This window comes from Ruegeria sp. AH3 (genome assembly GCF_056536265.1).
The window spans coordinates 2148057-2172055 of record NZ_JBQFJL010000001.1 but is presented as its reverse complement, the minus strand read 5'-3'; the positions used below and the strand labels follow the sequence as shown (position 1 = coordinate 2172055).

Genomic DNA, 23999 nt, shown 5'->3' with positions numbered 1-23999 from the left:
ACATGACCATGTCTGGGCCGGGTGTTCAAGCGGCTCACAGGGATTGAAACATTAGGTCAGCATTATTGACATAAGAGGTGTTTTGCCTAATCTTCACCACAAGGGCAGAGGAGGCCCGTAACGATGGATCAACTCTATGCCACCCGCGCATCCCGGATGAAGGCATCTGAAATCCGCGAGTTGCTGAAACTGCTGGGCGAGCCCGGTATCATCTCCTTCGCAGGCGGTATTCCTGATCCGGCCCTGTTTCCGGCAGAGGCTTTTGCTGAGGCGTTCCAAAATGCGCTCGGATCCGATCAGCGGGCACAGGCGCTGCAATATTCAGTCAGCGAAGGTTATGCGCCGCTACGCGACTGGCTGGTCGGCTACATGCGTGGGATCGGTGTGGACTGCGATATCGATAACATCCTGATCACCTCCGGCTCGCAGCAGGCGCTGGACTATCTGGGCAAACTGTTCCTGTCTCCGGGTGATACGGCTCTGGTCGGCTGGCCCACCTATCTGGGCGCGCTCAACGCTTTTGATGCTTACGAGCCGCGCTTTGATCGGCTCAGCATCAACGGTAATCGCAGCGCCGCCGAATATCGGGAAGCTGCCGAGGGCAGCCCGATCAAATTCGCCTATCTTTCTGCCGATTTCGCCAACCCGACGGGTGAGACGGTCGACCTGCGGGGCAGAGAGGCGCTGCTGGATCTGACCGAAGATCTGGGTTGTGCGATGATCGAAGACGGCGCCTATCAGGCGCTGCGCTATGACGGTGACCCGATCCCGCCAATTCTGGCTTTGGAGCAGGCCCGCAAAGGCTCGATTGAAAACTGCCGGACGATTTATTGCGGCAGTTACTCGAAAACCCTGTCGCCCGGGTTGCGCGTTGGTTGGGTGGTTGCCGCGAAACCGGTGATCTCGCAACTGGTGCTGCTGAAACAGGCCGCTGATCTGCATTCCTCGACCATCAACCAGATGGCCGTATGTCAGGTGGCACGGGACTGTTTCGACACGCATGTCCCCATGCTGCGCCGCACCTACGCTGCCCGCCGCGATGCGATGCTGGAGGCCCTGGCCCAGCATATGCCGGATGGCGTCGACTGGACCCGGCCCGAGGGTGGCATGTTCATCTGGGTTACCCTGCCCAAGGATGTGGACGGGGCTGACCTGTTGGCCCGCGCGCTTGAAACGGTCAAACTGGCCTTTGTCCCCGGGCAAGCCTTCTACCCCGACGACACTGGGGCCAACACGATCCGGCTGAGCTTTTCCAACTCGGATGAGGACACGATCCGCGAGGGCATCCGCCGTCTGGGCGAGGTGCTGCGCACCTGAGGCGGGAAAGGTTTCATTAACCATATTGCCGCTAAAACAGCGGCATGATCCGTCTGCTCGCCTTCCTGCTCCTTGCCGCTTGCTCGGGCGGCACGCCTTATTTTCGCGACCTGCCCGCAACGCGCGTCGCGGTGAATGGCAGCGTCTTCGACGTTCGCATCCGCAATGAGCTGGCGGAGGCCGTCCGCGTGAACCCGCAATACGCCCCGCGTCTGGGGCCGATCCGCGACCGGGCCGCGCTGGCCATGGCGCAGGTTTCAGGCTGCCCGCTCCTGGACGTTCTGGGCGACGCGGCGGTCACCGTGGGGGTGCTGGGCTGCGACCGCGAACTGGGGGAAAAGCTGGTTTTCGGGGCGCTCATGATGCGGTCTTATGAATGCGTCAATTATGGCTATTCCGGCGGCTACGGATATCAGGTTTTCGAATGCACACCTTACTGAGATGCGCGAAACCCTGCGTAGTTTTGCCAAGATATTGTGGATAACTCGACCAGATGTCCCATATCCTGCGCATTCACGTTGACACCTCCCCCATCCCTTGCGCAGACTTCCGAACCATAGGAATCATACCAAGAGCAGCCATTGCGCTTTAGCAAACTCAAACTGACCGGCTTCAAAAGCTTCGTTGACCCGACCGATCTGATCATCGCGGACGGGCTGACCGGAGTCGTCGGTCCCAATGGCTGCGGCAAATCCAACCTTCTGGAAGCGCTGCGCTGGGTGATGGGCGAAAACCGCCCCAAATCCATGCGCGGCGGCGCGATGGAAGATGTGATCTTTGCCGGTGCCGCCACCCGGCCCGCGCGCAATTTTGCCGAGGTGGTCCTGACCATGGACAACTCGGAACGTTTGGCGCCATCCGGCTTCAACGACAGCGACCAGTTGGAGATCGTCCGCCGCATCACTCGCGATGTCGGCAGCGCCTACAAGACCAACGGCAAGGACGTGCGCGCCCGTGATGTGCAGATGTTGTTCGCCGATGCCTCGACCGGCGCGCATTCGCCTGCGCTGGTGGGACAGAACCGCATTGCCGAACTGATCAATGCCAAGCCCCGCGCCCGCCGCCGTATTCTGGAAGAGGCTGCGGGCATCTCGGGCCTCTATCAGCGTCGCCACGAGGCTGAGCTGAAGCTGAAAGGCACCGAGGCCAACCTGACCCGCGTCGATGACGTGCTGGAACAATTAGGCGGGCAGTTGGCGCAACTCGCCCGTCAGGCCCGTCAGGCTGCCCGCTACCGCGAGATCGGGGAACAGCTGCGTCAAGCCGAAGGGATGCTGCTCTATCGCCGTTGGAAAGAGGCCGACATGGCCCGTCAGGCGGCCGAGGAAAAGCTACGCGACCGGATCACCGAAGCCTCGCGCGCCGAGGCCGCCGCACGCGAATCCGCTGCCAAACGGGCCGAGATCGAGGAAACCCTGCCGCCCCTGCGCGAGGAAGAGGCCATTGCCGCCGCAGTCCTGCAGCGCCAGCAGGTGCAGCGCGATCAGCTGTCGGATCAGGAAACCCGCGCGCGCCAGACCATCGAGACTCTGACCAACCGGATCCAGCAATTGGGCAACGACATCGAACGCGAATCCGGCCTGAACCGCGATGCGGGCGAGATGATCGAACGGCTGGAATGGGAGGCGCGCGAGCTGGCCAAAGCCGCTGAGGGTTATGACGAGAAGGTCGCTGAAGCTGCAGAAGTTGCGCGCGAGGCCGCGTCGGTGCTGCAGGATCGCGAAGATCACCTGTCGCAGGAAACCGAAGACATGGCCCGTCTGGTGGCCCGCCACCAATCGGCGCAACGACTGGTAGAAGACAGCCGCAAGACCCTGGCTCGGTCCGAGGGTGAAGAGGAAAGGGCCCGCGCCGCTGTGGACGAGGCGCGCAATGCGCTGGCCCGCGCCAGTGAGGCCTTTGAGACGGCGCAAGAGGGCGAGGAAGAAGCCCGCGAAGCCGCCGAGGCCGCCGAGGAAGCACTCGCTGCTGCAGATGAGCTGCGCAACGACACGCAGGCGCGTGAGGCTGAGGCGCGAGCAAAGCGCTCCGAGGCTGAAGGCGAGTTGGGCGCAATCCGCGCCGAAACCACAGCGCTTGCCAAGCTGGTGGAACGCGACACGGCTGAGGGCGGGCAGGTGCTCGACCTGCTGCGCGTGGCAGCGGGCTATGAAAAGGCACTGGGCGCGGCGTTGGCCGATGATCTGCGTGCGCCGCTGGTCGAAGGCGACGGGCCGTCGGGTTGGGTGCAGGTTGCTGGTTATGACAGTGACCAACCTTTGCCGGATGGGGCTGAACCGCTGGCCCTGCATGTCTCTGGCCCCGACCGCCTCAGCCGCCGCATTGCGCAGATCGGGTTGGTTGATGCGGATCAGGGCGCGCGTCTGCAGGCGTCGCTGAAACCGGGGCAACGACTGGTTTCGCGATCGGGTGATCTGTGGCGCTGGGACGGGTTCCGCGCCTGGGCCGAGGATGCGCCAAGCGCCGCCGCCCTGCGTCTGGAACAGCTCAACAAGCTGGAAGCGTTGAAGCAGGAACTCGCCCGTACCGAGGCACAAGCCGATGGCGCCCGCGCCGCGCATGAAACACTCTCGCAGCAACTGGCCGACGTCACCGAAGCCGACCGCCGCGCCCGCGAAGCCCGTCGCGCTGCCGATCAGCGCATGGCTGAAACCGCACGGATGCTCAGTCGGGCCGAGGCCGACCGCAATCTGGCGCAGGGCAAGCTGGAAACTCTGACCCTCGCCGTCGACCGCCACAAGGAAGACGCCATGTCCGCCCGCGCCCAGCTGCGTGAGGCAGAGGGCGCGTTGACCGGACTGGGCGACCTCGACAGCGCCCGCGCGCAGGTCGAAGACATCAAACAGACGGTCGAGGCAGCGCGGATCACCATGCTGACCCACCGCTCGACCCATGACGAGCTGCGCCGTGAAGGCGAGGCTCGGACCCGGCGTTCGCAAGAGGTCACCAAGGACCTCAGCGGTTGGCGGCACCGGTTGGAGACGGCGGAAAAGCGGATCTCCGAACTGGCCGAACGCAAGGAAAGCTCTGAGGATGAGCTCTCGGACGCCATGGCGGCCCCCGGCGAGATTGCCGAGGCGCGGGAAGAACTGAACGAGCTGATCGAAACCGCCGAGGCCCGCCGCGCCGAGGCCGCCGACAAGCTGGCCGAGGCCGAAACAGCGCAGCGCGAGGTCGTGCTGGCGGAACGCGAAGCGGAACGTCTGGCCTCGGAAGCCCGCGAAACCCGCGCAGCGGCCGAGGCGCGCTGTGATGCGGCCAAGGAAAGCGTGGTTGCGGCAGCTGAGCGGATTGCCGAGGATCAGCAACTGACGCCCAACCAGTTGCTGAACCAGCTCGACACCAACCCCGACCAGATGCCCGCCGCCGACGCGCTCGAGGCCGAGGTCAATCGCCACAAGCGCCAGCGCGACGCGATGGGCGCGGTGAACCTGCGGGCTGAAGAGGACAGCAAAGAAGTTCAGGAAGAGTTCGACACGCTGAACGGCGAAAAGGCAGATCTGGAAGAGGCCATCAAGGCCCTGCGCAGCGGCATCGCCAGCCTCAACCGCGAGGGTCGTGAACGCCTGCTGACCGCGTTTGAACAGGTGAACTCGAACTTCGCGATGCTGTTCAAGCACCTCTTTGGTGGCGGTGAGGCCAATCTGGTCATGGTCGAAAGCGACGATCCGCTGGATGCGGGCCTTGAGATCATGTGCCAGCCACCGGGCAAGAAACTCTCGACCCTCAGCCTGCTGTCGGGCGGGGAACAGACGCTGACGGCAACCGCGCTGATCTTTGGCGTCTTCCTCGCCAATCCCGCGCCGATCTGTGTGCTTGATGAGGTCGACGCACCGCTTGATGACGCCAACGTCACCCGCTTCTGCGACCTGCTGGACGAGATGTGCCGCCAGACCGACACCCGCTTCCTGATCATCACCCACCACGCGGTGACCATGGCGCGGATGGATCGTCTGTTCGGTGTGACCATGCAGGAACAGGGCGTCAGCCAACTGGTCTCGGTCGACCTGAAAAAGGCCGAACAGATGGTCGCCTGACCTTTCACCTCAACGTTATGAGCTGTTTTATCTGTCTTGGGTTAAGCTGGCTGCATGACCCGTTACCTCATCCTCGCCCTCATGACCGCTACGCCATTGGCGGCTGCCGAATGGTCCACCAAACCGGGCGACGTGCCCCTTAGCCCGCAAGAGCTGGAGGCGCTGGCCGGTCAGACACTGACCTTCTACGACGACGGTCAGTCCAGATTCTCGGCCGGGGGTGCCTATTCCTACACCTACGCCAGCGGAGAATCCGCCTTTGGAACCTATTCCATCGCCGAAGACGGCAGCGTCTGCATCGCCTATCGCAACGGATTCGGGCGGTGCGATCTTTATGTGCACAGCGGCGAGAGGCTGATCCTGATCGACGAGAAAGGAGATCGCTATCCGGTGCGGCCGGAATGAAGCGGAAATGCACCGTCAACCATTTCCTCCAATGCCCACTATGCCGAGAAAAATCTCGATTCCGATAATGCGTTGATTGACCGGAATGCGACTCGGTGAAAACGATCGATCCATACTCTGACGCAGCTGTCGCCATATTTCTGGTACCGTTCCGTGCTAACGATCAATTGTGATAAAACAGTCCGTTATCCGATCATCGAGGCTACGCGTCGCCAGCATACATATTTTGTGGGTCTGCGTCGGGCTGATATGGCCTGTACTATACCTATTCTCTATTCACCCGACTGATCATATCGGGGGAGTTTTCAAAGTGCTTTTTGCTCTTTGCGCTTTGGTAGGAGGGGCTTTTGCATTGAGCGAGGGACGAAGAACATGGCGTGTTTTAAACACACCGGGAGACTGGAAAGCCACAATAGGTGCTGGCAGGCTAAAGTGGGACGCAGCCATACCTTGTGAGAATTTACCTTTGGACATTGCACTTGGGGATATTGCAAAGGCATTAAGGCTGGAAACTCTCTGTACAGGCAAAGACAGCGATGGTGAGTACACCGAAACCAGGGAACGCTTCGAGCTTCATTTGACCGATGACCGAGTCCTGACCTTTGATCGCGAAGCAGCAGGCATCAACCCCCATCGGGTTTTTCTGGAACTTGCAAAGCATGGTATTCGTTATGAATTGTGGTCTCAGGATCGCACCAAGAGTAGCGTCAATACGTCCAAGATTTTTCAAAGCGTGTATTGAGCTACACCAACGTCAAAGCAGTCATTTAAAGCAATCGCCGCATTTGGAACTTTGGGCTTGATGCAGACACCGCGTCACAACCGCTCCAACAACTCCGCCGTCGGCCACGCATCCGCAGGCAGTCCTAGACGCTGTTGTTCGGCCTGCACCGCTGCCCGCGTCCCCGCGCCCAGAATGCCGTCGATCTTACCCACGTCATAGCCGCGCGCCTGCAGCTTGCTCTGCAGCTGTTTCATCTGCGCGCCTGACAGTCCCGGGGCAGGATTGCCTGCGTCATAGATCTGCGCACCCTCCAATCGCGTGCCGAAGTAGGCGGCGGTCAGGACGTAAACGAAGCTCTGGTTCCATTCGAAATAGACGTCGAAATTCGGATAGGCGAGAAAGGCAGGCCCCTTGTGCCCCTGCGGCAGAATCAACGAGGCAGGCAGGTTGGCCAGTGATCCGTTGCGCGCCTTGACGCCCATGGCCTGCCAGTCAGAGATCGACCGCGGTTTGCCCGGACCGGACAGCGACCAGTCTATCTGCGCGGGCACCGTCACCTCCTGCAGCCAGGGTTGACCCGGTTGCCAACCCAGATGCGACAGCATCTTGGCCCCGGACATCAGCGCGTCGGGGGCAGAAGTTTTCAGCGAGACCTGTCCATCCCCATCGCCGTCAACACCGTTGTCCAGAATGTCCTGCGGCAGCATCTGCACCATGCCGATCTCTCCGGCCCATGCGCCGGTGGTGCGGGCAGGGTCGAAATTGCCTTGGCTGTACAGTTGGATCGCCGCGAAAACCTGCGGGCGGAACAGCTCGGGTCGGCGGCAGTCATGGGCCAGCGTCACCAGCGCGTTGCGGGTGTTGAAATCACCCTGAAACGCGCCGTAATCGGTCTCGAAAGCCCAAAAAGCCAGCAGAACACCGCGTGAGATGCCGTATTCCTGCTCGATCCGGTCGAAAACCGCGTCGTATTTGCGCGACATCGCCTTGCCCCGGTCGATCCGGTTTTGCGAGATCAGGCGGCGTGAAAAATCGATGAACGGTTTCTGAAACACCCCCTGCGCCCGGTCGGCCTTCAGCACTGCGCCATCCTGCTGCACACCCTTGAAGAAGGCGTTGACGGTGGATGTTTCGAATCCGCGTTGCACCGCTTCGGATTTCAGGCCTTTCACGAAACCATTGAAGCCTCCTCCACATTGCGCGAAGGCGGGAGAGGTCAGCAGGGCGGTGGCCACGAGGGCAGAGAGAAAACGCATGCGGCGTCCTTCAAAAGATAAAGTTCAGCCCAACCCACACCGACACGACGCCAAGCGCAAGCCCCCAGACGCGCCACAGCATGTCACATGCGCGGAAAACCTCCGCCGCGCCGATCTCACGCGGGGCATTGCCGTTGACCCAGGCCAGATCGCGCATCTGCCCGTCATAGCTGCGCGGCCCGGCCAGCGCGACGTTCAGCGCGCGCGCCATCGCGGCCTCGGGCCAGCCCGCGTTGGGCGAGATATGGCGGCGTGCATCCTGCACCATCTCGCCCCACCGCGCCCATTGACCGGACAGCGCCACGATCATCAGGAATGTCAGCCGCGCCGGGATCAGGTTCAGCACATCATCCAGCCGCGCAGCCGCCCAGCCGAAAGCGCGGTATGTCTCGCTGCGATAACCGATCATGCTGTCGGCGGTGTTGACGGCCTTGTAGATCAGCAGCCCGGGCAAGCCTGCGACCAGAAACCAGAATGCCGGGGCAATCACTCCGTCGCTCAGGTTTTCGGCGGCACTTTCGGTGGCAGAGCGGGCGATCTGAGCCTCGGTCATATCCCGTGTGTCACGCGAGACGATCATCGCAACCTGCGTCCGCCCCTCGGCCAGCGAGGCGCGCAGGCCGTCGCCCACGGCGCACACATGCTCGACCAGAGATTTCTGGGCCAGCAGGATTGCGCAGATCACTATCTCGACGACGGGACCGAGCAGCGCGAGGCCCCGGCCCAGCAGGTAGGCCCCCATCACCAGCAACAGAACAACGGCAACGCCCTTGATCCGCCGGTGCGCGCCATGGTTCAGGCGTTTGTCCAGCCAGCCGATCACGTTGCCGATCATCACCGCCGGGTGGCGGATGCGTGACCACAGCCAATCGGGTTCGCCCAATGCGGCGTCCAGGCACAGCGCGCACACCAATACGAAGGCGGTGCTCACAGCGCCGCCTCCAACCGTGCCCAGCCATCCGCAGGCGGCAGCCCGAGGCGCAGGTAGGTGTCGGAGTAGGGGAAAATGCGGCTCCAGATATGCGCACGGGCCAGCCGATCCTGCCACGCAGCGGCGTCATCCACATCATAGAGGCGAAACAGGCTGGTGCCTCCGACCAGCCGCGCGCCATTGGCCGTGACAAGCTGGTCCAACCGCGCCGCTTCGTCAGCCAGACGAACGCGGGTGGCCTCGGCCCACATGGTATCGCGCAACGCCTGCGCGCCGATCCGCAGGGCAGGGCCGGACACCGCCCACGGGCCGGTCAGGTCATTCAACCGTGCGATCAGGTCCGGCTGACCGATGGCGAATCCCAGCCGCAGACCGGCCAGGCCCCAGAACTTGCCAAAGCTCTTCAGCACAACCACGCCGGGCCGCCCCGCGAGATGGATCAGCGACGCCTCCGGGGCGATATCGCAGAAGCTCTCATCGATAACGGTCAGAGGGGCATCGGCGTCAGCGTCCTGCCAGATACGCCCATCGGGGTTGTTGGGGTGGACGATCACGCGCGCGTCGGCTGGCCCGCTGTCCTGCACTGTCCAGCCCTGCGCGGCAAAGGCCGCCGCGTGTTCGTTGTAGGTTGGCTGGGTAATCTGCACACGGCCCGTTTCGGCCAACACAGGAATGCGCGCAATCACTGCCGAGGCTCCGGGGGCTGGCAAAATCGCCGCCCCGTCCGGCACGCCCCAGAAAGCGCGCGCCGCATCCGTCAGCTGCTCGAACGCACCATGGTCGGGCAGTTCCATCCAGTCCGAAGGCTGCAGACCGGATACTGCGTAAGGGTGCGGGTTGATCCCGGTTGACAGGTCGATCCAGTCGCCCCGCGCGCCACCATAGCGGGCCATGGCTCCGTCCAGCCCGCCGCCATGATCGCGTGCGGCCCGAGGGTTCAATCTGTCATCCTGTTCAGCCATCTGCCCCTGCCGGAATCGCCGTGTTGCGCTGCTTCAAGCGGATTTTTGCCGCTCACACAAGTGAATCCGCCGGATCACAGCCCTGTGCAGGCGTTGTTAACACTTTGTTAAGGAAATCGCGTGATCACGGACCATAGGGGTCGGCACCACTCACCCATATCACGTGCCGAGGTTGTTGCAAATGAAAGTACTGATTGTTGAGAGTAACCCCGACCTTGGTCGGGTCTGGCAACGGCATCTGCAAAGGCAGGGGGCCGAGGTCACTTTGGTCGAAACGCAAGAGGCCGCGATACTCGCGCTCTATGGCACCGACTTTGATATCATCGTGCTGGATCTGGTTCTGGAAACCGGCAGCGCGCTGGCGGTGGCGGACTTTGCCAGCTACCGCCGTCCTGACGCGCGGGTGATCTTTGTCACCAACACCACCTTCTTTTCGGACGGGTCCATCTTTGCCCACAGCGCCAATGCCTGCGCCTATGTCCAAAGCTCGACCCCGCCCGAGGATTTGGCGGCCATGGTGGAACACTACGCCGCCGGGCGCTGATCCCGCCCATGAGGTTCTGAATAATCCAGCACCGGGTTTACCGGAATGATCCGATGCGGATTGATGCTGTCATGGCTGTAGTGATAGTGGCGCACGATGTGGTTCATGTTCACCGTCTCCGCCACGCCGGGCCACTGATAAAGCTCCCGCGTGTAGGCCCAGAGGTTCGGGTAGTCCACCAGCCGCCGCTTGTTGCATTTGAAATGCAGGTGATAAACCGGATCGAACCGGATCAGCGTGGTGAACAGCCGCCAATCGGCCTCGGTCACGCGATCACCCATGAGATAGCGGTTCCGGGACAGACGATCCTCAAGCCAGTCCAGCGTGTCGAACAGCGGGCCGATAGCGGCGTCATATGCCTCTTGCGAGGTGGCGAAACCGCATTTGTAGACACCATTGTTGATGTCGGAATAGATGCGTGCGTTGACCTCTTCGATCTCGTCGCGCATCGCTGTAGGCCAGTAATCATCAGCGTTGCCGGTGATCCCGTCAAAAGCCGAGTTGAACATGCGGATGATTTCCGAGCTTTCGTTCGAAACGATGGTCTTCTCCACCTTATCCCACAGGATCGGCACGGTGACACGGCCAGAATAGTTGGCATCGGCGCGGGTATAGATCTGATGGGCGAAATCATGTCCGAACAGCTTGTCCCCCGTTGCGCCATACGCATCCGTCTCAAAGGTCCAGCCCTTGTCCAGCATGTCAGGATGCACGACCGAGACCGAGATGTGATCGCTCAGCCCCTTCAACTCACGAAAGATCAGCGTGCGATGCGCCCAGGGGCAGGCGTGCGAGACATAGAGGTGATAACGCCCGCTTTCCGCCTCGAACCCGCCGCGCCCCGAGGGGCCGGGCGCGCCATCGGCAGTGATCCAGTTGCGAAACTGTGCGGCTGAGCGTTTGAACGCCCCGCCGGTGGATTTGGTGTCATACCAGGTGTCATGCCATTCGCCGTCGACAAGCAGGCCCATCATCATTCCTCCGCATTGCGATTGAGGCAAAGATAGGCCGTCCCGTGCCGCGTTCCTATTTCACCATGCGCGCATCTGGCCTGCATGCGTGCACAGGCAGAGGCGGGACGACTGCGCAACAGATCACGAATCCTCTGCCCCAAGTGACGCAGTTCACTGGATTTTTACACAATCTGGTCCAGAATAGAGAGAGTTAAGGGGGGAAGTTTATTATGAGTACCTATGTTTCCAAGGAAATTCGCGCCGAATTGGACGCCGCCCGAATCGCTACGTTGAAGAAATCCAGCCGTTTGCGGGTGGAAGTGGGCGACAATACCTTCAAAATTCTGACATTGTGGAAGGATGGCTTCACGGTCGAGGCCGAAACCACGCCGCGTCTGCGCGGGCTGGTCGATATCTATGACGGGGCCAACCACCTCTACCAATGCTTGATCATCGCGGATGAGGAAGCGGCGGGTGAGATGCGCTATGAATTCAAGCGCAACACCGTGGCCGCCGATAAGGCACCGCTGGATTTCTACCGCGCGCCGGATGCGCCGATCGCATTGCTTGAATCCCGCGACTGAAGCGCAGCTCTTGACCCGTGGCACGAACACCCCGCCGCGCCTTCGGCGGTCCGGAAGCTTTGGTGCCACAGGATTCTCAGGTATCGGGTCGGACGGTTTATTCGGGGGCCGTCAGGGTCAGGTGCACGGGGGCCAGACCATCAATGCCGCCTTCGATTCGGTCTCCGACGACCACGGGCCCGACCCCGGCGGGTGTTCCGGTCAGAATCAGATCGCCGGGACGCAAATGATAGAAACCCGACAGATGGCAGATCAGTTCGTCGATCTTCCAGACCAGCTCTGACAAGGTGGCATCCTGTTTCATCTGCCCATTGACGCTCAGATAGATGCGCTTGTCACCCGATGGGCTCCAGTCATCGGCGCGGGTCAGCGGGGCAAAGACCGCGCCGTTTTCCACATCCTTGCCCAGATCCCAGGGGCGCTGTTTGTTGCGTTCGCGGATCTGCAAGTCGCGGCGCGTCATGTCCAGGGCACACCCATAGCCAAAGATCGCCGCGTGGGCCTGCGCGGCTGTGGCCTGGAAGACCGGCTTTCCGATTGCAACGGCCAGTTCCATTTCATGATGATAATTCTCGGTGCCCGCCGGATATGGCACATGTGCCCCGGTCAAAACCGCGTTAGGCGCTGATTTTGTGAAATAGAACGGAGCTTGCCGATCCACCTCATGCCCCATCTCGGCGGCATGGGCAGCATAATTGCGGCCCACGCAGAGAATTCGCCCTATCGGATAGGTCGCCTGTTCCCCCTGTACCGGGATGTCTGGGATGTCTGGAAGCGTAAAAAGGGGGTTGGGCATGATGGCCTCCGTTCAGTCTCAGACGGGATTTATTGCAAATCGCCAAAGGCAGCTTTCAACCGCGTGCAGGCTTCTTCCACCCGCGCACGTTGCGTGGCCAGATTGAAGCGCTCGAAGGTTTCTCCGCCGGTGCCGAAACCGGGGCCTGAGGATGTGGCGATCCGCGCGTCTTCGCGCAGGCGTTTCACGAATTCATCGTGATTCATCCCGGTGCCCGAGAAATCGACCCACGCCAGATAGGTTGCCTGCAAGGGCATCGACCACAGTCCCGGTATCTCGGCGATGGTGGCATCGAACAGTTTCCGGTTCGCATCCAGATGGGCGACCTGCGCGTCGACCCATTTAGCCCCTTCCGGCGAATAAGCGGCGGTGATCATCGCGACGCCCAAGGCGCTGGGGTCGTAATCCAGCGTGGTGATCCGGTGCCGCATCTCGGCCCGTAGCTTGGCATCCGGGATGATCATGTTGCCCGTACGCTGGCCCGCGATATTGAACGTCTTCGACGCAGCGGTCAGGGTCACGGTCCATGGGCGTGCATCCGGGGCAGCTACATCCATAGGCACGAAAGTATTGCCCGGGTAGACCAGATCATGGTGAATCTCGTCCGAAACAAGGATCAGCCCGTTACGCTCGGCAAACGCCGCCACCGCGCGCAGTTCCTCCGGCGTCCAGATCCGCCCCGAGGGGTTCTGTGGCGAGCACCACAGCAACAGCTTTTCCGACCCGTCCAGCCGCGACTGCGCATCGTCCAGATCAAGCGCGTAAGTTTCACCCTCACGCACCAACGGGCATTCGACCACACGGCGGCCGGATTTGTTCACCTTATGCGCAAACTCATGGTAAACGGGCGTGAAGATCACTACGCCATCATCGGGCTTGCTCCAGACATCCAGACATAGGGCAATCGCGTTGCCCAGTCCTTGCGATGTCAGAATCCAATCGGTGTCGATCTCCCAACTATGGCGAGTCTTCATCCACCACTGGACCGCATCCAGATATTCAGGATGCATCCACGAATAGCCAAATGCGCCGTGATCAGCCGCTTTCCGTACCGCCTCGATCACGCAAGGGGCCGTGGCATAGTCGGAATCTGCCGTCCACATGGCCAGCCCATCCTCGGGCGAGACGCCGTATAGCTTCTCCATCTTGTCCCATTTCGAGCTGTTGGTGCCCCGGCGGTCGATCAGGTCGTTGAAAGTCATGTCATCTCCATCTGTCGAGGCGAAAGCTAACCTCAAATCCGCCATGTGCAAGGGGGCCGTTGCGGTGGCGGGCGCGATGGCCTAAATCAGCCCCATGAAACGCAATATCCTGATCCATCCCGATCCCCGCCTGAAAAAGGTCTGCGCGCCGGTGGCCGACATTACCGACGATCTGCGCAAACTGGCCGATGACATGCTGGAGACGATGTATGACGCGCCCGGTATCGGCCTTGCTGCGCCTCAAATTGGCGTGCTGGACCGGCTGATCGTGGTGGACTGCGTCAAGGAAGAAGGCGAAGCGCCGCGCCCGCTGGTGATGTTCAACCCCGAGGTCATCGCCTCTTCGGACGAGACCAATGTCTACGAGGAAGGCTGCCTGTCGATCCCTGAGCAATATGCCGAGGTCACGCGCCCCAAGACCGTGGACGTGACGTGGCTGGACCGTGATGGCAATCTGCAGCAGGAAACCTTTGATGATCTCTGGGCGACTTGTGTGCAGCACGAGATCGACCACCTGAACGGCAAGCTGTTCATCGACTATCTCAAACCGCTCAAGCGCCAGATGATCACGCGCAAGATGCAGAAGCTCAAGCGTGAGAAGGCCCGTACATGACGGTACGGACCTGCCTGCCGTGGCCCGACAAACGCCTGCGCACCAAGGCCGAGGACGTCTCTGAGATCACCGACGAGATCCGCGCCATCTGGGATGACATGATCGATACGATGGAGGCGATGCCCGGCGTCGGCCTTGCCGCGCCTCAGATCGGAGTGATGCTGCGGTTGGCCGTCGTGGATGGCTCAACCGAGCGGGGCCGCGCGGTGCGTCTGGCCAACCCGGAAATCCTTCACAGTTCCATCGAGCTGCGCGAGCATGAAGAGGCCAGCCCGAACCTGCCCGGAGTCTCCGCCACGGTCAAACGCCCGCGCGCGGTGACGGTGAAATTCCTCAACGAACAGGGCCAGATCGACCGCCGCGATTTCGTCGGCATCGAGGCCACCAGCGTGCAGCATCAGATCGACCATCTGAACGGGCGGATGTATTTCGACCGGCTCAGCAAGGTCAAACGCGACATGCTGTTGCGCAAGGCAAAAAAACAGGGGTAGCGATGCGCGTCATCTTCATGGGAACCCCCGATTTCTCGGTCCCGGTGCTGGATGCGCTGGTCGAGGCCGGGCACGAGATCACCGCTGTCTATTGCCAGCCCCCGCGCCCCGCCGGTCGTGGCAAGAAAGACCGCCCAACCCCGGTGCATGCCCGCGCCGAGGCGCTGGGTCTGGAGGTGCGCCACCCGACCTCGCTGAAATCTTCCGAGGAACAGGCCACGTTTGCTGCGCTCAACGCCGATATCGCCGTGGTCGTCGCCTATGGCCTGATCCTGCCGCAACCTGTTCTGGATGCGCCGACCCATGGCTGCCTGAACATCCACGCCAGCCTGCTGCCCCGCTGGCGCGGTGCCGCGCCGATCCATCGTGCGATCATGGCGGGCGACGCCCAGACCGGCATTTGCATCATGCAGATGGAGGCCGGGCTGGACACGGGCCCCGTTCTGCTGCGCGAGGCCACTGATATCGGACCCGAGGAAACCACCGTGCAACTCCATGACCGCCTGTCGGGCATGGGTGCGGCGCTGATTGTTGAAGCACTGGAAAAGCTGCCCTCCCTGACCCCTGAGCCACAACCCGAAGAGGGCGTCACCTACGCCGCCAAGATCGACAAATCCGAGGCGCGGATCGACTGGTCCGCCCCCGCCGTCGAAGTTGATAGAAAAATTCGCGGCCTCTCTCCGTTCCCGGGCGCGTGGACCGAAATCGAAGGTGACCGGATCAAGCTCCTCGCTTCGCGGCTGGCTGAAGGGCAGGGAACCCCGGGCGAGGTGCTGGACGACCAGCTGCGCGTGGCCTGTGGCGAAGGCGCGGTGGAACTGCTGCGCTTGCAACGGGCGGGCAAAGGCGCGCAGGATAGGGAAACGTTTCTGCGGGGCTGGCCCATCCCGGTCGGCACCCGCCTGTCATCGGAGTAAAGCCAGATGTTCATGATCCTGATGGGCACCGTCGTGATCGCCGGGATTGTGGGCTACCTGTCGGAAAAGACCGGCTTCACCCATAACGGCTATCTGCAGTCGATCATCATCTGTGTCGGCGGGGCTTTTCTGTTCTATTTCGTCCGCATCATGTTCGGCATCAGCTTTGGCCCGCCCGGACTGGACGCGGTGCTGTCCTCGATCGGCGCGCTGATCATCGTCCCCACCCATTGGAGGAAGTGACATGCCCATCGTCGCCCTGATCATCATCGGAGCCGCCGCAGGCTTTCTCGCCACCCGCCTGATGCGGATCGAGGCCGATATCCCGACCACGATGTTCATCGGCATCATCGGCGCGCTGGTGGGCGGGTTGATCCTGCGCACGCTCATCACAGTGATGGGGTGGCTGTCGGGTTTTGTTGGGGCCGTGCTGGGCGCGCTCCTGGTGATCTGGCTCTGGCAGACATACCTGCGGCGCTAACGCGCCTCGCAGGTGGCAGTCGACCCCAGACGCGGAGCCTTGCGCGAGGTCATGTCGAACTGGTTTGCCTCGGCAGCGGTCATCCAGTGCATTTCGTCCTCCGAGGCCACATCCAACGTGAACCAGTAGAAACCGGGATCGACGCCGATATCCTTGAAATAGTCCAGATAGCGGTCATGTTCCGGGTGATCCTCGGGCAGATCTGCGGCTACATACCCGCCGCCGCCCCAGCTGTGAACACCCACGCAGGCGCCGGGTTCCAGCACCCGTCGATTGCCCGCCAGAAACAGATCTGTCCCGCCCGAGGCGACCAGCCCGTCCGACGGCACCACCGTATCGAACCCTTCCTCGCGCACGACACGGCTGAAGACCACGTTCGCGTCATCATCGACCGAGCCTTCGATATTCTGCAGCACCAGCGTCTTGATCCCGGGGTTTTCCGCGATCACATCTTCAAATGCGCTGAGCGTTGTGTGGTCGATTGTGCCGCTGGCAACGATCTGCTCTCCCTCGGTTGTGAAGCTGACCGGGTTATACGGGTCCGCGCAGGCTGCAAGTAACGACAATGCGGCGAACAGGTGGAAATATCTGAGAACCATCGCGTGTGTCCTTTACCTCATCGCCGGGGTGGTCGGGCCTTGTAAACCGGCAATTGCCAGCCAAACAACAGTGAACCGGCGCGCAGCGCCCAGCAAACCAATGCGCACAGACCCAGCGCAATCAGCCCCTCCAGCCCAATGCGGGTCGCCAACACTGCGGCCAGGGCCCCAGCAAAAGCGCAGGAGACATAGAGCTGGCCCTGTTTCAGCACCAGCGGCACCTCGTTGCAGACCACGTCGCGCATCAACCCGCCCAGACAGCCAGTAGTAACCCCCATCAACACGACGATGACACCGGACTGACCCAGCGACAGAGCCGCACCGGTACCGGCGGCCACTGCAATGGACAGGGCAAAACTGTCGAGCCAGACCAACCAGTTGTATCGGCTTTCCACCAGATGCGCGGTGAAGAACACCAGCACCGCCGCCCCGCAGGCGATCAGGATGTAATCGGGCTGACCGACCCAGAACACCGGATGCCGATTCAGCAGAAGGTCCCGCATGGTGCCACCGCCAACTGCCGTCAGGCAGGCGATGAAGGCGAACCCAACCAGATCCAGCTGCGCCCGGCTGGCGACCAGCGCCCCGGTCAGCGCAAAGACCAGAACCGAAGCATAGTCCAGCAGGGCAAGCCCGTTCACGCCTGCGCCTTCTTGGGTTTGAACGGGGCCATGCCCGCGCGGGCCAATTGGTCGGCCCGTTCGTTCTCGGGATGGCCCGCATGGCCTTTGACCCATTCCCAGGTCACCCGATGCCGCTCTTGCGCCTCATCCAGCCGCTGCCACAGGTCGACATTCTTGACCGGCTTCTTGTTCGAGGTCTTCCAGCCGTTCCGCTTCCACCCGAAAATCCACCCCGTAACACCGTTCTTCACATAGGCGCTGTCGGTGACGATGGTGATCTCCGAGGCGCGCTCCAGCGTCTCCAGAGCGCTGATTGCGGCCAGCAGTTCCATCCGGTTGTTGGTGGTCTCGGCTTCTCCGCCGTTCAGCTCGCGCTCTTTCAGAACGGTCTCACCGTCCATCGCGCGCAGCAGCACGCCCCAGCCGCCGGGGCCGGGATTGCCGGAGCAGGCTCCATCGGTATAGGCAAACAAATCAGGCATGGGCAAACACCAGAATGAACCCGTCATAAGATCCGGCCAGCCCCTTGCCCACACCCTGCACGGCACGATCAATGGCGAACCCGGCGGTGGTCAGAGCGTCTTCGATCTGGGCCTCGGTATAATAGGTGTAATAACGATCCAACTCGTCGCGATGTTCACCCGTGCCCAGTTTCATTCCCAGAAACAACTGGCCGCCGGGTTTCAGCGCACGGTGGATGGCGCTCAGATGACGCGGGAAATCCGCGCGCGGTGCGTGCAGCAGCGAAAAGCTGGCATAAACACCGTCATATTCCGCCACTTCGGTGACATCGTCGAACGTGCCCAGATGCGCGTCCACGCCGTTGCCGCGCGCGTGCTCGACAAAGGCGGGCGTGGCATCCAATGCCCGCACCTTCAGCCCTTGCCGCATCAGGAATGCGCTGTCCGATCCGGGGCCTGATCCCAGATCCAGCACATATCCACCTTCGCCAACGGCATCGGCAAAAGCCTGCCGCGCCTCAAGCTGCTCGGCGGGCAGGGGCATGCTCAGATAGTCCGACACCCGGTTGGTATAGGCATTGATTGTCCGGTCATCACTCATAGGTAAACTCCCACGGCAAGACAGGCGAGCACGATGGCGGTCAGCAAGATGCGCAGTCGCATCCACCAGACCGGGGTCAGTCGCCAGTAAGAAAACAGTGCGTCCAGCAAAAGCAAGCCCGCAAACCCGTACATCAGGTTGGTGCCCGCACTAACCGGGCCTCCGCCGGTCTTGAGGAAAGCCCAAAGCGCGGGCAGGACCGAGAGCGTATAACAGGTCGCGGCCTTGCTGCCCGAGGTCTTGGTGGCGAACCCCCACAGAACGCCGGACATGAAGCTCAGGATCACCGAGCCATAGAACAGCTGAACATATGGCCCCACGAACCGCGACCCCAGCGCCTGTCGGCCCCAATCGTTCAGGTCGCCATTCAGATAGGTCAGCGCCCCCCAGACAAACGGGATCAGCCCGGCCAAACCAAGAAACAGTGGCGCGCGGGGGATACCGCTCATGCTGGCTCCCGCAATACGCGGGGGACCTTGAACTCGACATTCTCGACGGCGGTCTCGACCAGTTCGACAGTGACCTCGTAGTGGTCGCGGAACGCATCGATCACCTCATTGACCAGCACCTCGGGGGCGGATGCCCCGGCGGTGATGGCAATGCTCGAAATCCCCTCCAGCGCCCGCCAGTCGATCTCGGTCGCGCGCTGTACCAGCTGCGCATACTCGCAGCCCGCGCGCGAGGCGACCTCGACCAGACGGCGCGAGTTCGACGAGTTCGGTGCGCCGACCACCAGCAACGCATCGGATTTCGGCGCAACCGCCTTCACCGCTTCCTGCCGGTTGGTGGTGGCATAGCAGATGTCTTCCTTATGCGGGCTGACGATGGCCGGGAAGCGCGCCTCAAGCGCAGCGATGATATCCTTGGTGTCGTCGACCGAAAGTGTCGTCTGGGTGACAAAGGCCAGCTTGTTGGCGTCGCGCACATTCACCTGTGCCACATCCTCGACCGTTTCGACCAGCAACACCTCACCCTCGGGCAGTTGCCCCATGGTGCCGACGGTTTCGGGGTGGCCCTTGTGGCCGATCATGATCATCTGCAGCCCGGCATCCGCATGGCGCTGCGCCTCGACATGCACCTTTGAGACCAGCGGGCAGGTGGCGTCGACATAGATCATTTCGCGCTGCTGAGCAGTGGCAGGCACCGACTTCGGCACCCCATGAGCCGAGAAAATCACCGGGCGGTCATCGGGGCACTCATCCAGCTCCTCGACAAACACCGCCCCCTTGGCGCGCAGACCGTCAACGACGAATTTGTTGTGCACGATTTCATGCCGCACATAGACCGGAGCCCCCCATTTCTGCAGGGCCATTTCCACGATCTTGATGGCGCGATCCACACCGGCGCAGAACCCGCGCGGGGCGGCCAGATACAATGTCAGCGGCGGCTTTTTCATTCGGCGTTCTCCTCGACCGAACACCTAGGTCTTTTCATTGCCATGGTCCAGACAGGAGCGCGTCATTTACCTGACATGAATCACTGTTAGCAAAGGGGTGTTTTCAGCACCTATCCCTTTAAAAGTGGTGCGGCCAGGGCTTCTGGCCCTGGCCGCACATAATCCGTCAAACCCCATGGGTGAGTGAGTGGTGGGGTTTGGTGGAGTTACTGACCGCCGGCAGCCGCAATGCTGCGCGGCTCGGTCGGCATTTCACGCGGAGGTCGGCCGATCACGTCGCGCAGGTCCTCCAGCTCGATGAAGTTGTCCGCCTGGCGGCGCAGCTCGTCTGAAATCATCGGTGGTTGGCTGCGAATGGTCGAGACGACCGAAACGCGTACGCCCTGACGTTGCAGGCTGGCAATCAGCGGGCGGAAATCCCCATCGCCCGAGAACAGCACGATATGATCCACGCGCGGTGCCAGTTCCATGGCATCGACCGTCAGTTCGATATCCATATTTCCTTTGACTTTCCGACGCCCCATGCTGTCGGTGTATTCCTTGGCCGGTTTGGTGACCATGGTGAAGCCGTTATAGTGCAGCCAGTCCACCAGGGGCCGGATCGGGGAATACTCGTCGTTTTCCAGTAGCGCTGTGTAGTAGAAAGCTCTAAGCAGTTTGCCTCTGCGCATGAATTCCTGACGCAGCAACTTGTAGTCGATGTCAAAACCCAGTGCCTTTGCGGCTGCATAAAGATTCGAGCCGTCGATGAACAGCGCTAGCCGTTCGTCCTTGTAAAACATAAAAATGGTCCTTCCGGTATAAGCCACCGCACCGTGAGCTCCGTGAGTGTAAATTAATTGGTCAGTGCAATGGTGCGCTTAAAATAGGCCTTTTGGCTTACATCGCAAGTATTCTCTGGTCCGAATGTGGGGTCCGAAGTGGTCAAATCATTGTCAAAAGCAGTCATCGCGCTGGGTGCAAATCTCACTCTGAGTGATAATGAGCCCGAGGTGACACTCAAGCAGTCTTTGCGCGCAATGGTTAACGTAGGGTTAATGATTCGCGCCCAAAGCCGGTTTTTTGCCACCCCCTGCTTTCCGGCGGGGGCAGGGCCGGATTATGTCAACGCTGCGGTTCTGATCGAAACGGACCTCACGCCGCAGGCGGTTCTGGACCTGCTGCACCGTATCGAACATGAGTTTGGCCGCGCCCGCGAACAGCGCTGGGGGATGCGCACGCTGGACCTCGATCTGGTCTGCTGGGGAGATCTGGTGTTGCCCGATCAGGCCGAATATCACCGCTGGCTGACCCTGCCGCCCGAGGATCAGGCCAAATCCGCGCCGGATCAGCTGATCCTGCCGCATCCCCGCCTGCAGGACCGCGCTTTTGTGCTTGTTCCGATGGCGGATGTTGCTCCCGATTGGTGCCATCCCGTGCTGGGCCGGACCGTGACGCAGATGGTTGCCGCCTTGCCGCCCGGGGATGTGGCCGAGGTCAAGCCTCTGTGATCCTCGCATTTGCGGCATTTCCTGCTTGTCAAGGCGGGGATTCGCGCTTAGATAAACCCCTTCCTGCCACGGATTCATTTACGGAGAGCGCCCCATGGCCCGCGTTACGGTCGAAGATTGTGTAGACAAGGTCCCGAACCGGTTCGAACTGGTGATGCTTGCAGCCCACCGGGCGCGCGAGATTTCTGCCGGTGGCCCGATCACCGTTGACCGCGACAACGACAAGAACCCCGTTGTCTCGCTGCGCGAAATCGCCGACGAAACCCAGAGCGCCGATGAATTGCGCGAGCGTCTGATCGAGGCCAACCAGACTCAGATCGAGGTTGATGAGCCCGAAGAAGATCAGATGGCGCTGCTGATGGGTGCGGAATCCGACAAGCCCGCGGATGACGACATGTCCGAAGAAAAGCTCCTGCGCGCTCTGATGGAGGCTCAGGGCCAGGGGTAAATCCCAGCGACAAAGGTGCGGACCGGATGATTTCAGCAGAAGACCTGATTGCGCTGGTCCGCAATTACAATCCCAAGACAAATGCTGAACGCATCGCTCGGGCCTATGAGTTCGGGATGCAGATGCATGAGGGGCAGTTCCGCCATTCCGGCGAGCCCTATTTCTCGCACCCCGTTGCCGTTGCCGCCATCCTGACCGAACAGCGTCTGGATGATGCGACCATCATCACGGCCCTGCTGCACGACACGATCGAGGACACTAAGGCCAGCTATGGCAAGGTCTCCGAACTGTTCGGGGAAGAGGTCGCCAAGCTGGTCGATGGCGTCACCAAGCTGACCAACCTTCAGCTGTCCAGCCGCGAAACCAAACAGGCCGAGAATTTCCGCAAACTTTTCATGGCGATGTCCAAGGACCTGCGGGTTATTCTGGTCAAGCTCGCCGACCGTCTGCACAACATGCGCACGATCAAGGCGATGCGCCCCGAAAAGCAGGTACAAAAAGCGCGCGAGACGATGGATATCTACGCGCCGCTCGCAGGCCGCATGGGTATGCAGTGGATGCGCGAGGAGTTAGAAGACCTCGCCTTCCGCGTCCTGAACCCCGAAGGCCGCCAATCGATCATCCGGCGCTTTATCACCCTGCAACGTGAAACCGGCGATGTGATCCATCGCATCACCGGCGACATGCGCCACGAATTGGAAAAAGCCGGGATCGAGGCCGAAGTATTCGGCCGCGCCAAAAAGCCTTATTCGATCTGGCGCAAGATGCAGGAGAAGGATCAGGGCTTCTCGCGCCTTTCCGACATCTACGGATTCCGCATCATCACCCGGACCGAGGAAGACTGCTATCGCACCCTCGGCGCGATCCACCAGCGTTGGCGCGCGGTGCCCGGGCGGTTCAAGGACTACATCAGCCAGCCGAAATCGAACGGATACCGCTCGATCCACACCACTGTATCGGGCCGCGACGGCAAACGGGTCGAGGTTCAGATCCGCACCCGTCAGATGCATGACGTGGCCGAAACCGGCGTTGCGGCGCATTGGTCCTATCGTGACGGTGTGCGTTCGGAAAACCCGTTTGCGGTCGATCCGGCCAAGTGGATTTCCAACCTGACCGAGCAATTCGACAGCGAGGATGATCACGAGGATTTCCTCGAAGCCGTCAAGCTCGAGATGTACTCGGACCAGGTTTTCTGCTTCACCCCCAAAGGCGATGTGGTGAAACTGCCGCGCGGGGCAACGCCGATTGATTTCGCCTACGCGATCCACACCCGCATCGGCCATGCCTGCGTCGGCGCCAAGGTCGATACGATCCGCGTGCCGCTGTGGACGCGCCTCAAGAACGGGCAGTCGGTGGACATCATCACCGCCGACGGCCAGATGCCCCAAGTCACATGGCTGGAGATTGCGGTCACCGGCAAGGCGCGCACCGCCATCCGCCGGGCCCTGCGCGAGGTGGACCGCGAACGCTTTATCAAGCTGGGCAAGGAACTCGCCCGCGCCGGGTTCGAAAATCTCGGTCGCAAGGCCACCGACAAGGCGCTGGACACCGCCGCCAAACACCTGCGCCTGAAAGATCGTCATGAATTGCTGGCCCGGCTGGGCAGCGCCGAGCTTACGGCCCATGAGGTGGTCGAGGCGGTCTATCCCGAACTGACCAAGGATGACGGAGATGCGATCTCTCCCCGTCGTGCGGTGATCGGGCTTGAACCGGGTCAGAAATTCGACCGTGCACCCTGTTGCCAGCCGCTGCCGGGTGAGCGGATCGTCGGCATCACCTTTCGCGGCAAGGGCGTTGTGGTGCATGCCATCGACTGTGATCGTCTGTCTGAATATGAAAACGAACCCGACCGCTGGGTCGATCTGCACTGGCATTCGGGCACCCACCCGGCGGTCTATGGCGCGACGCTCGATCTGACCATCGGCAACGATGCCGGGGTGCTGGGGCGCATTTGCACATTGATCGGCGAGAAAAAGGCCAATATCTCGAACCTCGAATTCGTCGACCGCAAACCGGATTTTTACCGCCTGATGATCAATGTCGAACTGCGTGACCTTGAACAGCTGCATTCGCTGATGCTGATGCTTGAGGCCGAAAGCGATGTTGCCGCGGTCGAACGGTATCGGGAAAGCGCGAAACCCGCTGTCGCGGCTGGCTGAGAAGGGGTG

28 protein-coding genes are annotated in these 23999 nt (G+C 61.4%); 15 read left to right on the top strand and 13 right to left on the bottom strand.

Annotated elements, in window-relative coordinates; translation table 11 throughout:
* Nucleotides 1–123: 123 nt before the first annotated feature.
* From ACR3EM_RS10885 to ACR3EM_RS10865, 5 genes are all read left to right on the top strand, one after another.
* Nucleotides 124–1317: an aminotransferase-like domain-containing protein gene (locus ACR3EM_RS10885; RefSeq protein WP_480470717.1), complete on the top strand. Its 1194-nt coding sequence runs from the start codon at nt 124–126 to the stop codon at nt 1315–1317.
* Nucleotides 1318–1361: 44 nt separating this feature from the next.
* On the top strand, nt 1362–1757 hold the full coding sequence (locus ACR3EM_RS10880) for a hypothetical protein (RefSeq protein ID WP_480470716.1): 396 nt from the start codon (nt 1362–1364) through the stop codon (nt 1755–1757).
* A gap of 141 nt (nt 1758–1898) precedes the next feature.
* Nucleotides 1899–5354: a chromosome segregation SMC family protein gene (locus ACR3EM_RS10875; protein ID WP_480470715.1), complete on the top strand. Its 3456-nt coding sequence runs from the start codon at nt 1899–1901 to the stop codon at nt 5352–5354.
* Between the two features lie 54 nt (nt 5355–5408).
* Entirely contained in the window at nt 5409–5759 is a 351-nt protein-coding gene (locus ACR3EM_RS10870) for a hypothetical protein (RefSeq protein WP_480470714.1), read from the top strand.
* Nucleotides 5760–6069: 310 nt separating this feature from the next.
* The gene (locus ACR3EM_RS10865; protein ID WP_480470713.1) at nt 6070–6501 is read left to right on the top strand and encodes a hypothetical protein; all 432 of its coding nucleotides are present in this window, start codon (nt 6070–6072) and stop codon (nt 6499–6501) included.
* 74 nt (nt 6502–6575) lie between these two features.
* Here the strand turns inward: ACR3EM_RS10865 and ACR3EM_RS10860 are convergent, their stop codons facing one another.
* From ACR3EM_RS10860 to cobD, 3 genes are read right to left on the bottom strand one after another with little or no spacing between them, the layout of a single operon-like run.
* Complete coding sequence (locus ACR3EM_RS10860; RefSeq protein ID WP_480470712.1) at nt 6576–7739, bottom strand: lytic murein transglycosylase; 1164 nt, start codon at nt 7737–7739, stop codon at nt 6576–6578.
* 10 nt (nt 7740–7749) lie between these two features.
* On the bottom strand, nt 7750–8670 hold the full coding sequence (cbiB, locus tag ACR3EM_RS10855; protein WP_480470711.1) for an adenosylcobinamide-phosphate synthase CbiB: 921 nt from the start codon (nt 8668–8670) through the stop codon (nt 7750–7752).
* Nucleotides 8667–9632 carry a threonine-phosphate decarboxylase CobD gene (gene cobD / locus ACR3EM_RS10850; RefSeq protein WP_480470710.1) on the bottom strand — a complete coding sequence of 322 codons (966 nt, stop codon included), beginning with the start codon at nt 9630–9632 and terminating at the stop codon, nt 8667–8669. The genes cbiB and cobD overlap by 4 nt, the downstream gene beginning before the upstream one ends.
* 181 nt (nt 9633–9813) lie before the next feature.
* Here cobD and ACR3EM_RS10845 point away from each other — a divergent pair, with 181 nt between their 5' ends.
* On the top strand, nt 9814–10176 hold the full coding sequence (locus tag ACR3EM_RS10845) for a response regulator transcription factor (RefSeq protein ID WP_480470709.1): 363 nt from the start codon (nt 9814–9816) through the stop codon (nt 10174–10176).
* On the opposite strand, the gene ACR3EM_RS10840 is transcribed toward ACR3EM_RS10845, so the two are convergent.
* Nucleotides 10158–11147 (bottom strand): glutathione S-transferase family protein, encoded by a 990-nt coding sequence (locus tag ACR3EM_RS10840; RefSeq protein ID WP_480470708.1) that lies wholly within the window; start codon nt 11145–11147, stop codon nt 10158–10160. The two genes, ACR3EM_RS10845 and ACR3EM_RS10840, sit on opposite strands and share 19 nt — an antisense overlap.
* A 212-nt stretch (nt 11148–11359) precedes the next feature.
* Here ACR3EM_RS10840 and ACR3EM_RS10835 point away from each other — a divergent pair, with 212 nt between their 5' ends.
* Complete coding sequence (locus ACR3EM_RS10835) at nt 11360–11713, top strand: hypothetical protein (RefSeq protein ID WP_480470707.1); 354 nt, start codon at nt 11360–11362, stop codon at nt 11711–11713.
* Between the two features lie 97 nt (nt 11714–11810).
* On the opposite strand, the gene ACR3EM_RS10830 is transcribed toward ACR3EM_RS10835, so the two are convergent.
* Together ACR3EM_RS10830 and ACR3EM_RS10825 are read right to left on the bottom strand one after the other, a co-directional pair.
* Nucleotides 11811–12509: a fumarylacetoacetate hydrolase family protein gene (locus ACR3EM_RS10830; protein WP_480470706.1), complete on the bottom strand. Its 699-nt coding sequence runs from the start codon at nt 12507–12509 to the stop codon at nt 11811–11813.
* Between the two features lie 29 nt (nt 12510–12538).
* Nucleotides 12539–13711, bottom strand: coding sequence for a MalY/PatB family protein (locus tag ACR3EM_RS10825; protein WP_480470705.1), 1173 nt, complete (start codon nt 13709–13711; stop codon nt 12539–12541).
* 94 nt (nt 13712–13805) lie between these two features.
* Here ACR3EM_RS10825 and def (ACR3EM_RS10820) point away from each other — a divergent pair, with 94 nt between their 5' ends.
* The 5 genes from def (ACR3EM_RS10820) to ACR3EM_RS10800 are packed head-to-tail and all read left to right on the top strand — an operon-like array spanning nt 13806 to nt 16213.
* Nucleotides 13806–14324: a peptide deformylase gene (def, locus tag ACR3EM_RS10820; RefSeq protein WP_170392632.1), complete on the top strand. Its 519-nt coding sequence runs from the start codon at nt 13806–13808 to the stop codon at nt 14322–14324.
* Nucleotides 14321–14815 carry a peptide deformylase gene (gene def / locus ACR3EM_RS10815; protein ID WP_480470704.1) on the top strand — a complete coding sequence of 165 codons (495 nt, stop codon included), beginning with the start codon at nt 14321–14323 and terminating at the stop codon, nt 14813–14815. Before def (ACR3EM_RS10820) ends, def (ACR3EM_RS10815) begins: the two co-directional genes overlap by 4 nt.
* A 2-nt stretch (nt 14816–14817) precedes the next feature.
* Nucleotides 14818–15732 carry a methionyl-tRNA formyltransferase gene (gene fmt, locus ACR3EM_RS10810; protein WP_480470703.1) on the top strand — a complete coding sequence of 305 codons (915 nt, stop codon included), beginning with the start codon at nt 14818–14820 and terminating at the stop codon, nt 15730–15732.
* A gap of 6 nt (nt 15733–15738) precedes the next feature.
* Nucleotides 15739–15975: a hypothetical protein gene (locus ACR3EM_RS10805; RefSeq protein WP_039541692.1), complete on the top strand. Its 237-nt coding sequence runs from the start codon at nt 15739–15741 to the stop codon at nt 15973–15975.
* A 1-nt stretch (nt 15976) separates the two neighbouring features.
* Nucleotides 15977–16213, top strand: coding sequence for a GlsB/YeaQ/YmgE family stress response membrane protein (locus ACR3EM_RS10800; protein WP_480470702.1), 237 nt, complete (start codon nt 15977–15979; stop codon nt 16211–16213).
* Here the strand turns inward: ACR3EM_RS10800 and ACR3EM_RS10795 are convergent.
* The 7 genes from ACR3EM_RS10795 to ACR3EM_RS10765 form a co-directional block, all read right to left on the bottom strand.
* The gene (locus tag ACR3EM_RS10795; protein ID WP_480470701.1) at nt 16210–16812 is read right to left on the bottom strand and encodes a COG3904 family protein; all 603 of its coding nucleotides are present in this window, start codon (nt 16810–16812) and stop codon (nt 16210–16212) included. The two genes, ACR3EM_RS10800 and ACR3EM_RS10795, sit on opposite strands and share 4 nt — an antisense overlap.
* Nucleotides 16813–16829: 17 nt before the next feature.
* Nucleotides 16830–17453, bottom strand: coding sequence for a trimeric intracellular cation channel family protein (locus tag ACR3EM_RS10790; RefSeq protein WP_480470700.1), 624 nt, complete (start codon nt 17451–17453; stop codon nt 16830–16832).
* A complete protein-coding gene (gene rnhA / locus ACR3EM_RS10785; RefSeq protein ID WP_480470699.1) occupies nt 17450–17917 on the bottom strand; it encodes a ribonuclease HI in 468 nt (155 codons plus the stop codon). Before rnhA ends, ACR3EM_RS10790 begins: the two co-directional genes overlap by 4 nt.
* Nucleotides 17910–18497: a class I SAM-dependent methyltransferase gene (locus ACR3EM_RS10780; RefSeq protein WP_480470698.1), complete on the bottom strand. Its 588-nt coding sequence runs from the start codon at nt 18495–18497 to the stop codon at nt 17910–17912. Before ACR3EM_RS10780 ends, rnhA begins: the two co-directional genes overlap by 8 nt.
* The gene (locus tag ACR3EM_RS10775; protein ID WP_480470697.1) at nt 18494–18946 is read right to left on the bottom strand and encodes a DUF3429 domain-containing protein; all 453 of its coding nucleotides are present in this window, start codon (nt 18944–18946) and stop codon (nt 18494–18496) included. Before ACR3EM_RS10775 ends, ACR3EM_RS10780 begins: the two co-directional genes overlap by 4 nt.
* The gene (gene ispH / locus ACR3EM_RS10770) at nt 18943–19893 is read right to left on the bottom strand and encodes a 4-hydroxy-3-methylbut-2-enyl diphosphate reductase (protein ID WP_480470696.1); all 951 of its coding nucleotides are present in this window, start codon (nt 19891–19893) and stop codon (nt 18943–18945) included. The genes ACR3EM_RS10775 and ispH overlap by 4 nt, the downstream gene beginning before the upstream one ends.
* 206 nt (nt 19894–20099) lie before the next feature.
* Nucleotides 20100–20675 carry a LabA-like NYN domain-containing protein gene (locus tag ACR3EM_RS10765; protein WP_480470695.1) on the bottom strand — a complete coding sequence of 192 codons (576 nt, stop codon included), beginning with the start codon at nt 20673–20675 and terminating at the stop codon, nt 20100–20102.
* Nucleotides 20676–20801: 126 nt separating this feature from the next.
* On the opposite strand from ACR3EM_RS10765, the gene folK reads away from it, so the two are divergent.
* The 3 genes from folK (at nt 20802) to ACR3EM_RS10750 (ending at nt 23990) form a co-directional block, all read left to right on the top strand.
* A complete protein-coding gene (folK, locus tag ACR3EM_RS10760) occupies nt 20802–21383 on the top strand; it encodes a 2-amino-4-hydroxy-6-hydroxymethyldihydropteridine diphosphokinase (protein ID WP_480470694.1) in 582 nt (193 codons plus the stop codon).
* 94 nt (nt 21384–21477) lie between these two features.
* Nucleotides 21478–21831, top strand: coding sequence for a DNA-directed RNA polymerase subunit omega (rpoZ, locus tag ACR3EM_RS10755; protein ID WP_010437681.1), 354 nt, complete (start codon nt 21478–21480; stop codon nt 21829–21831).
* Nucleotides 21832–21857: 26 nt separating this feature from the next.
* Nucleotides 21858–23990, top strand: coding sequence for a RelA/SpoT family protein (locus tag ACR3EM_RS10750; RefSeq protein ID WP_480470693.1), 2133 nt, complete (start codon nt 21858–21860; stop codon nt 23988–23990).
* Nucleotides 23991–23999 lie beyond the last annotated feature (9 nt).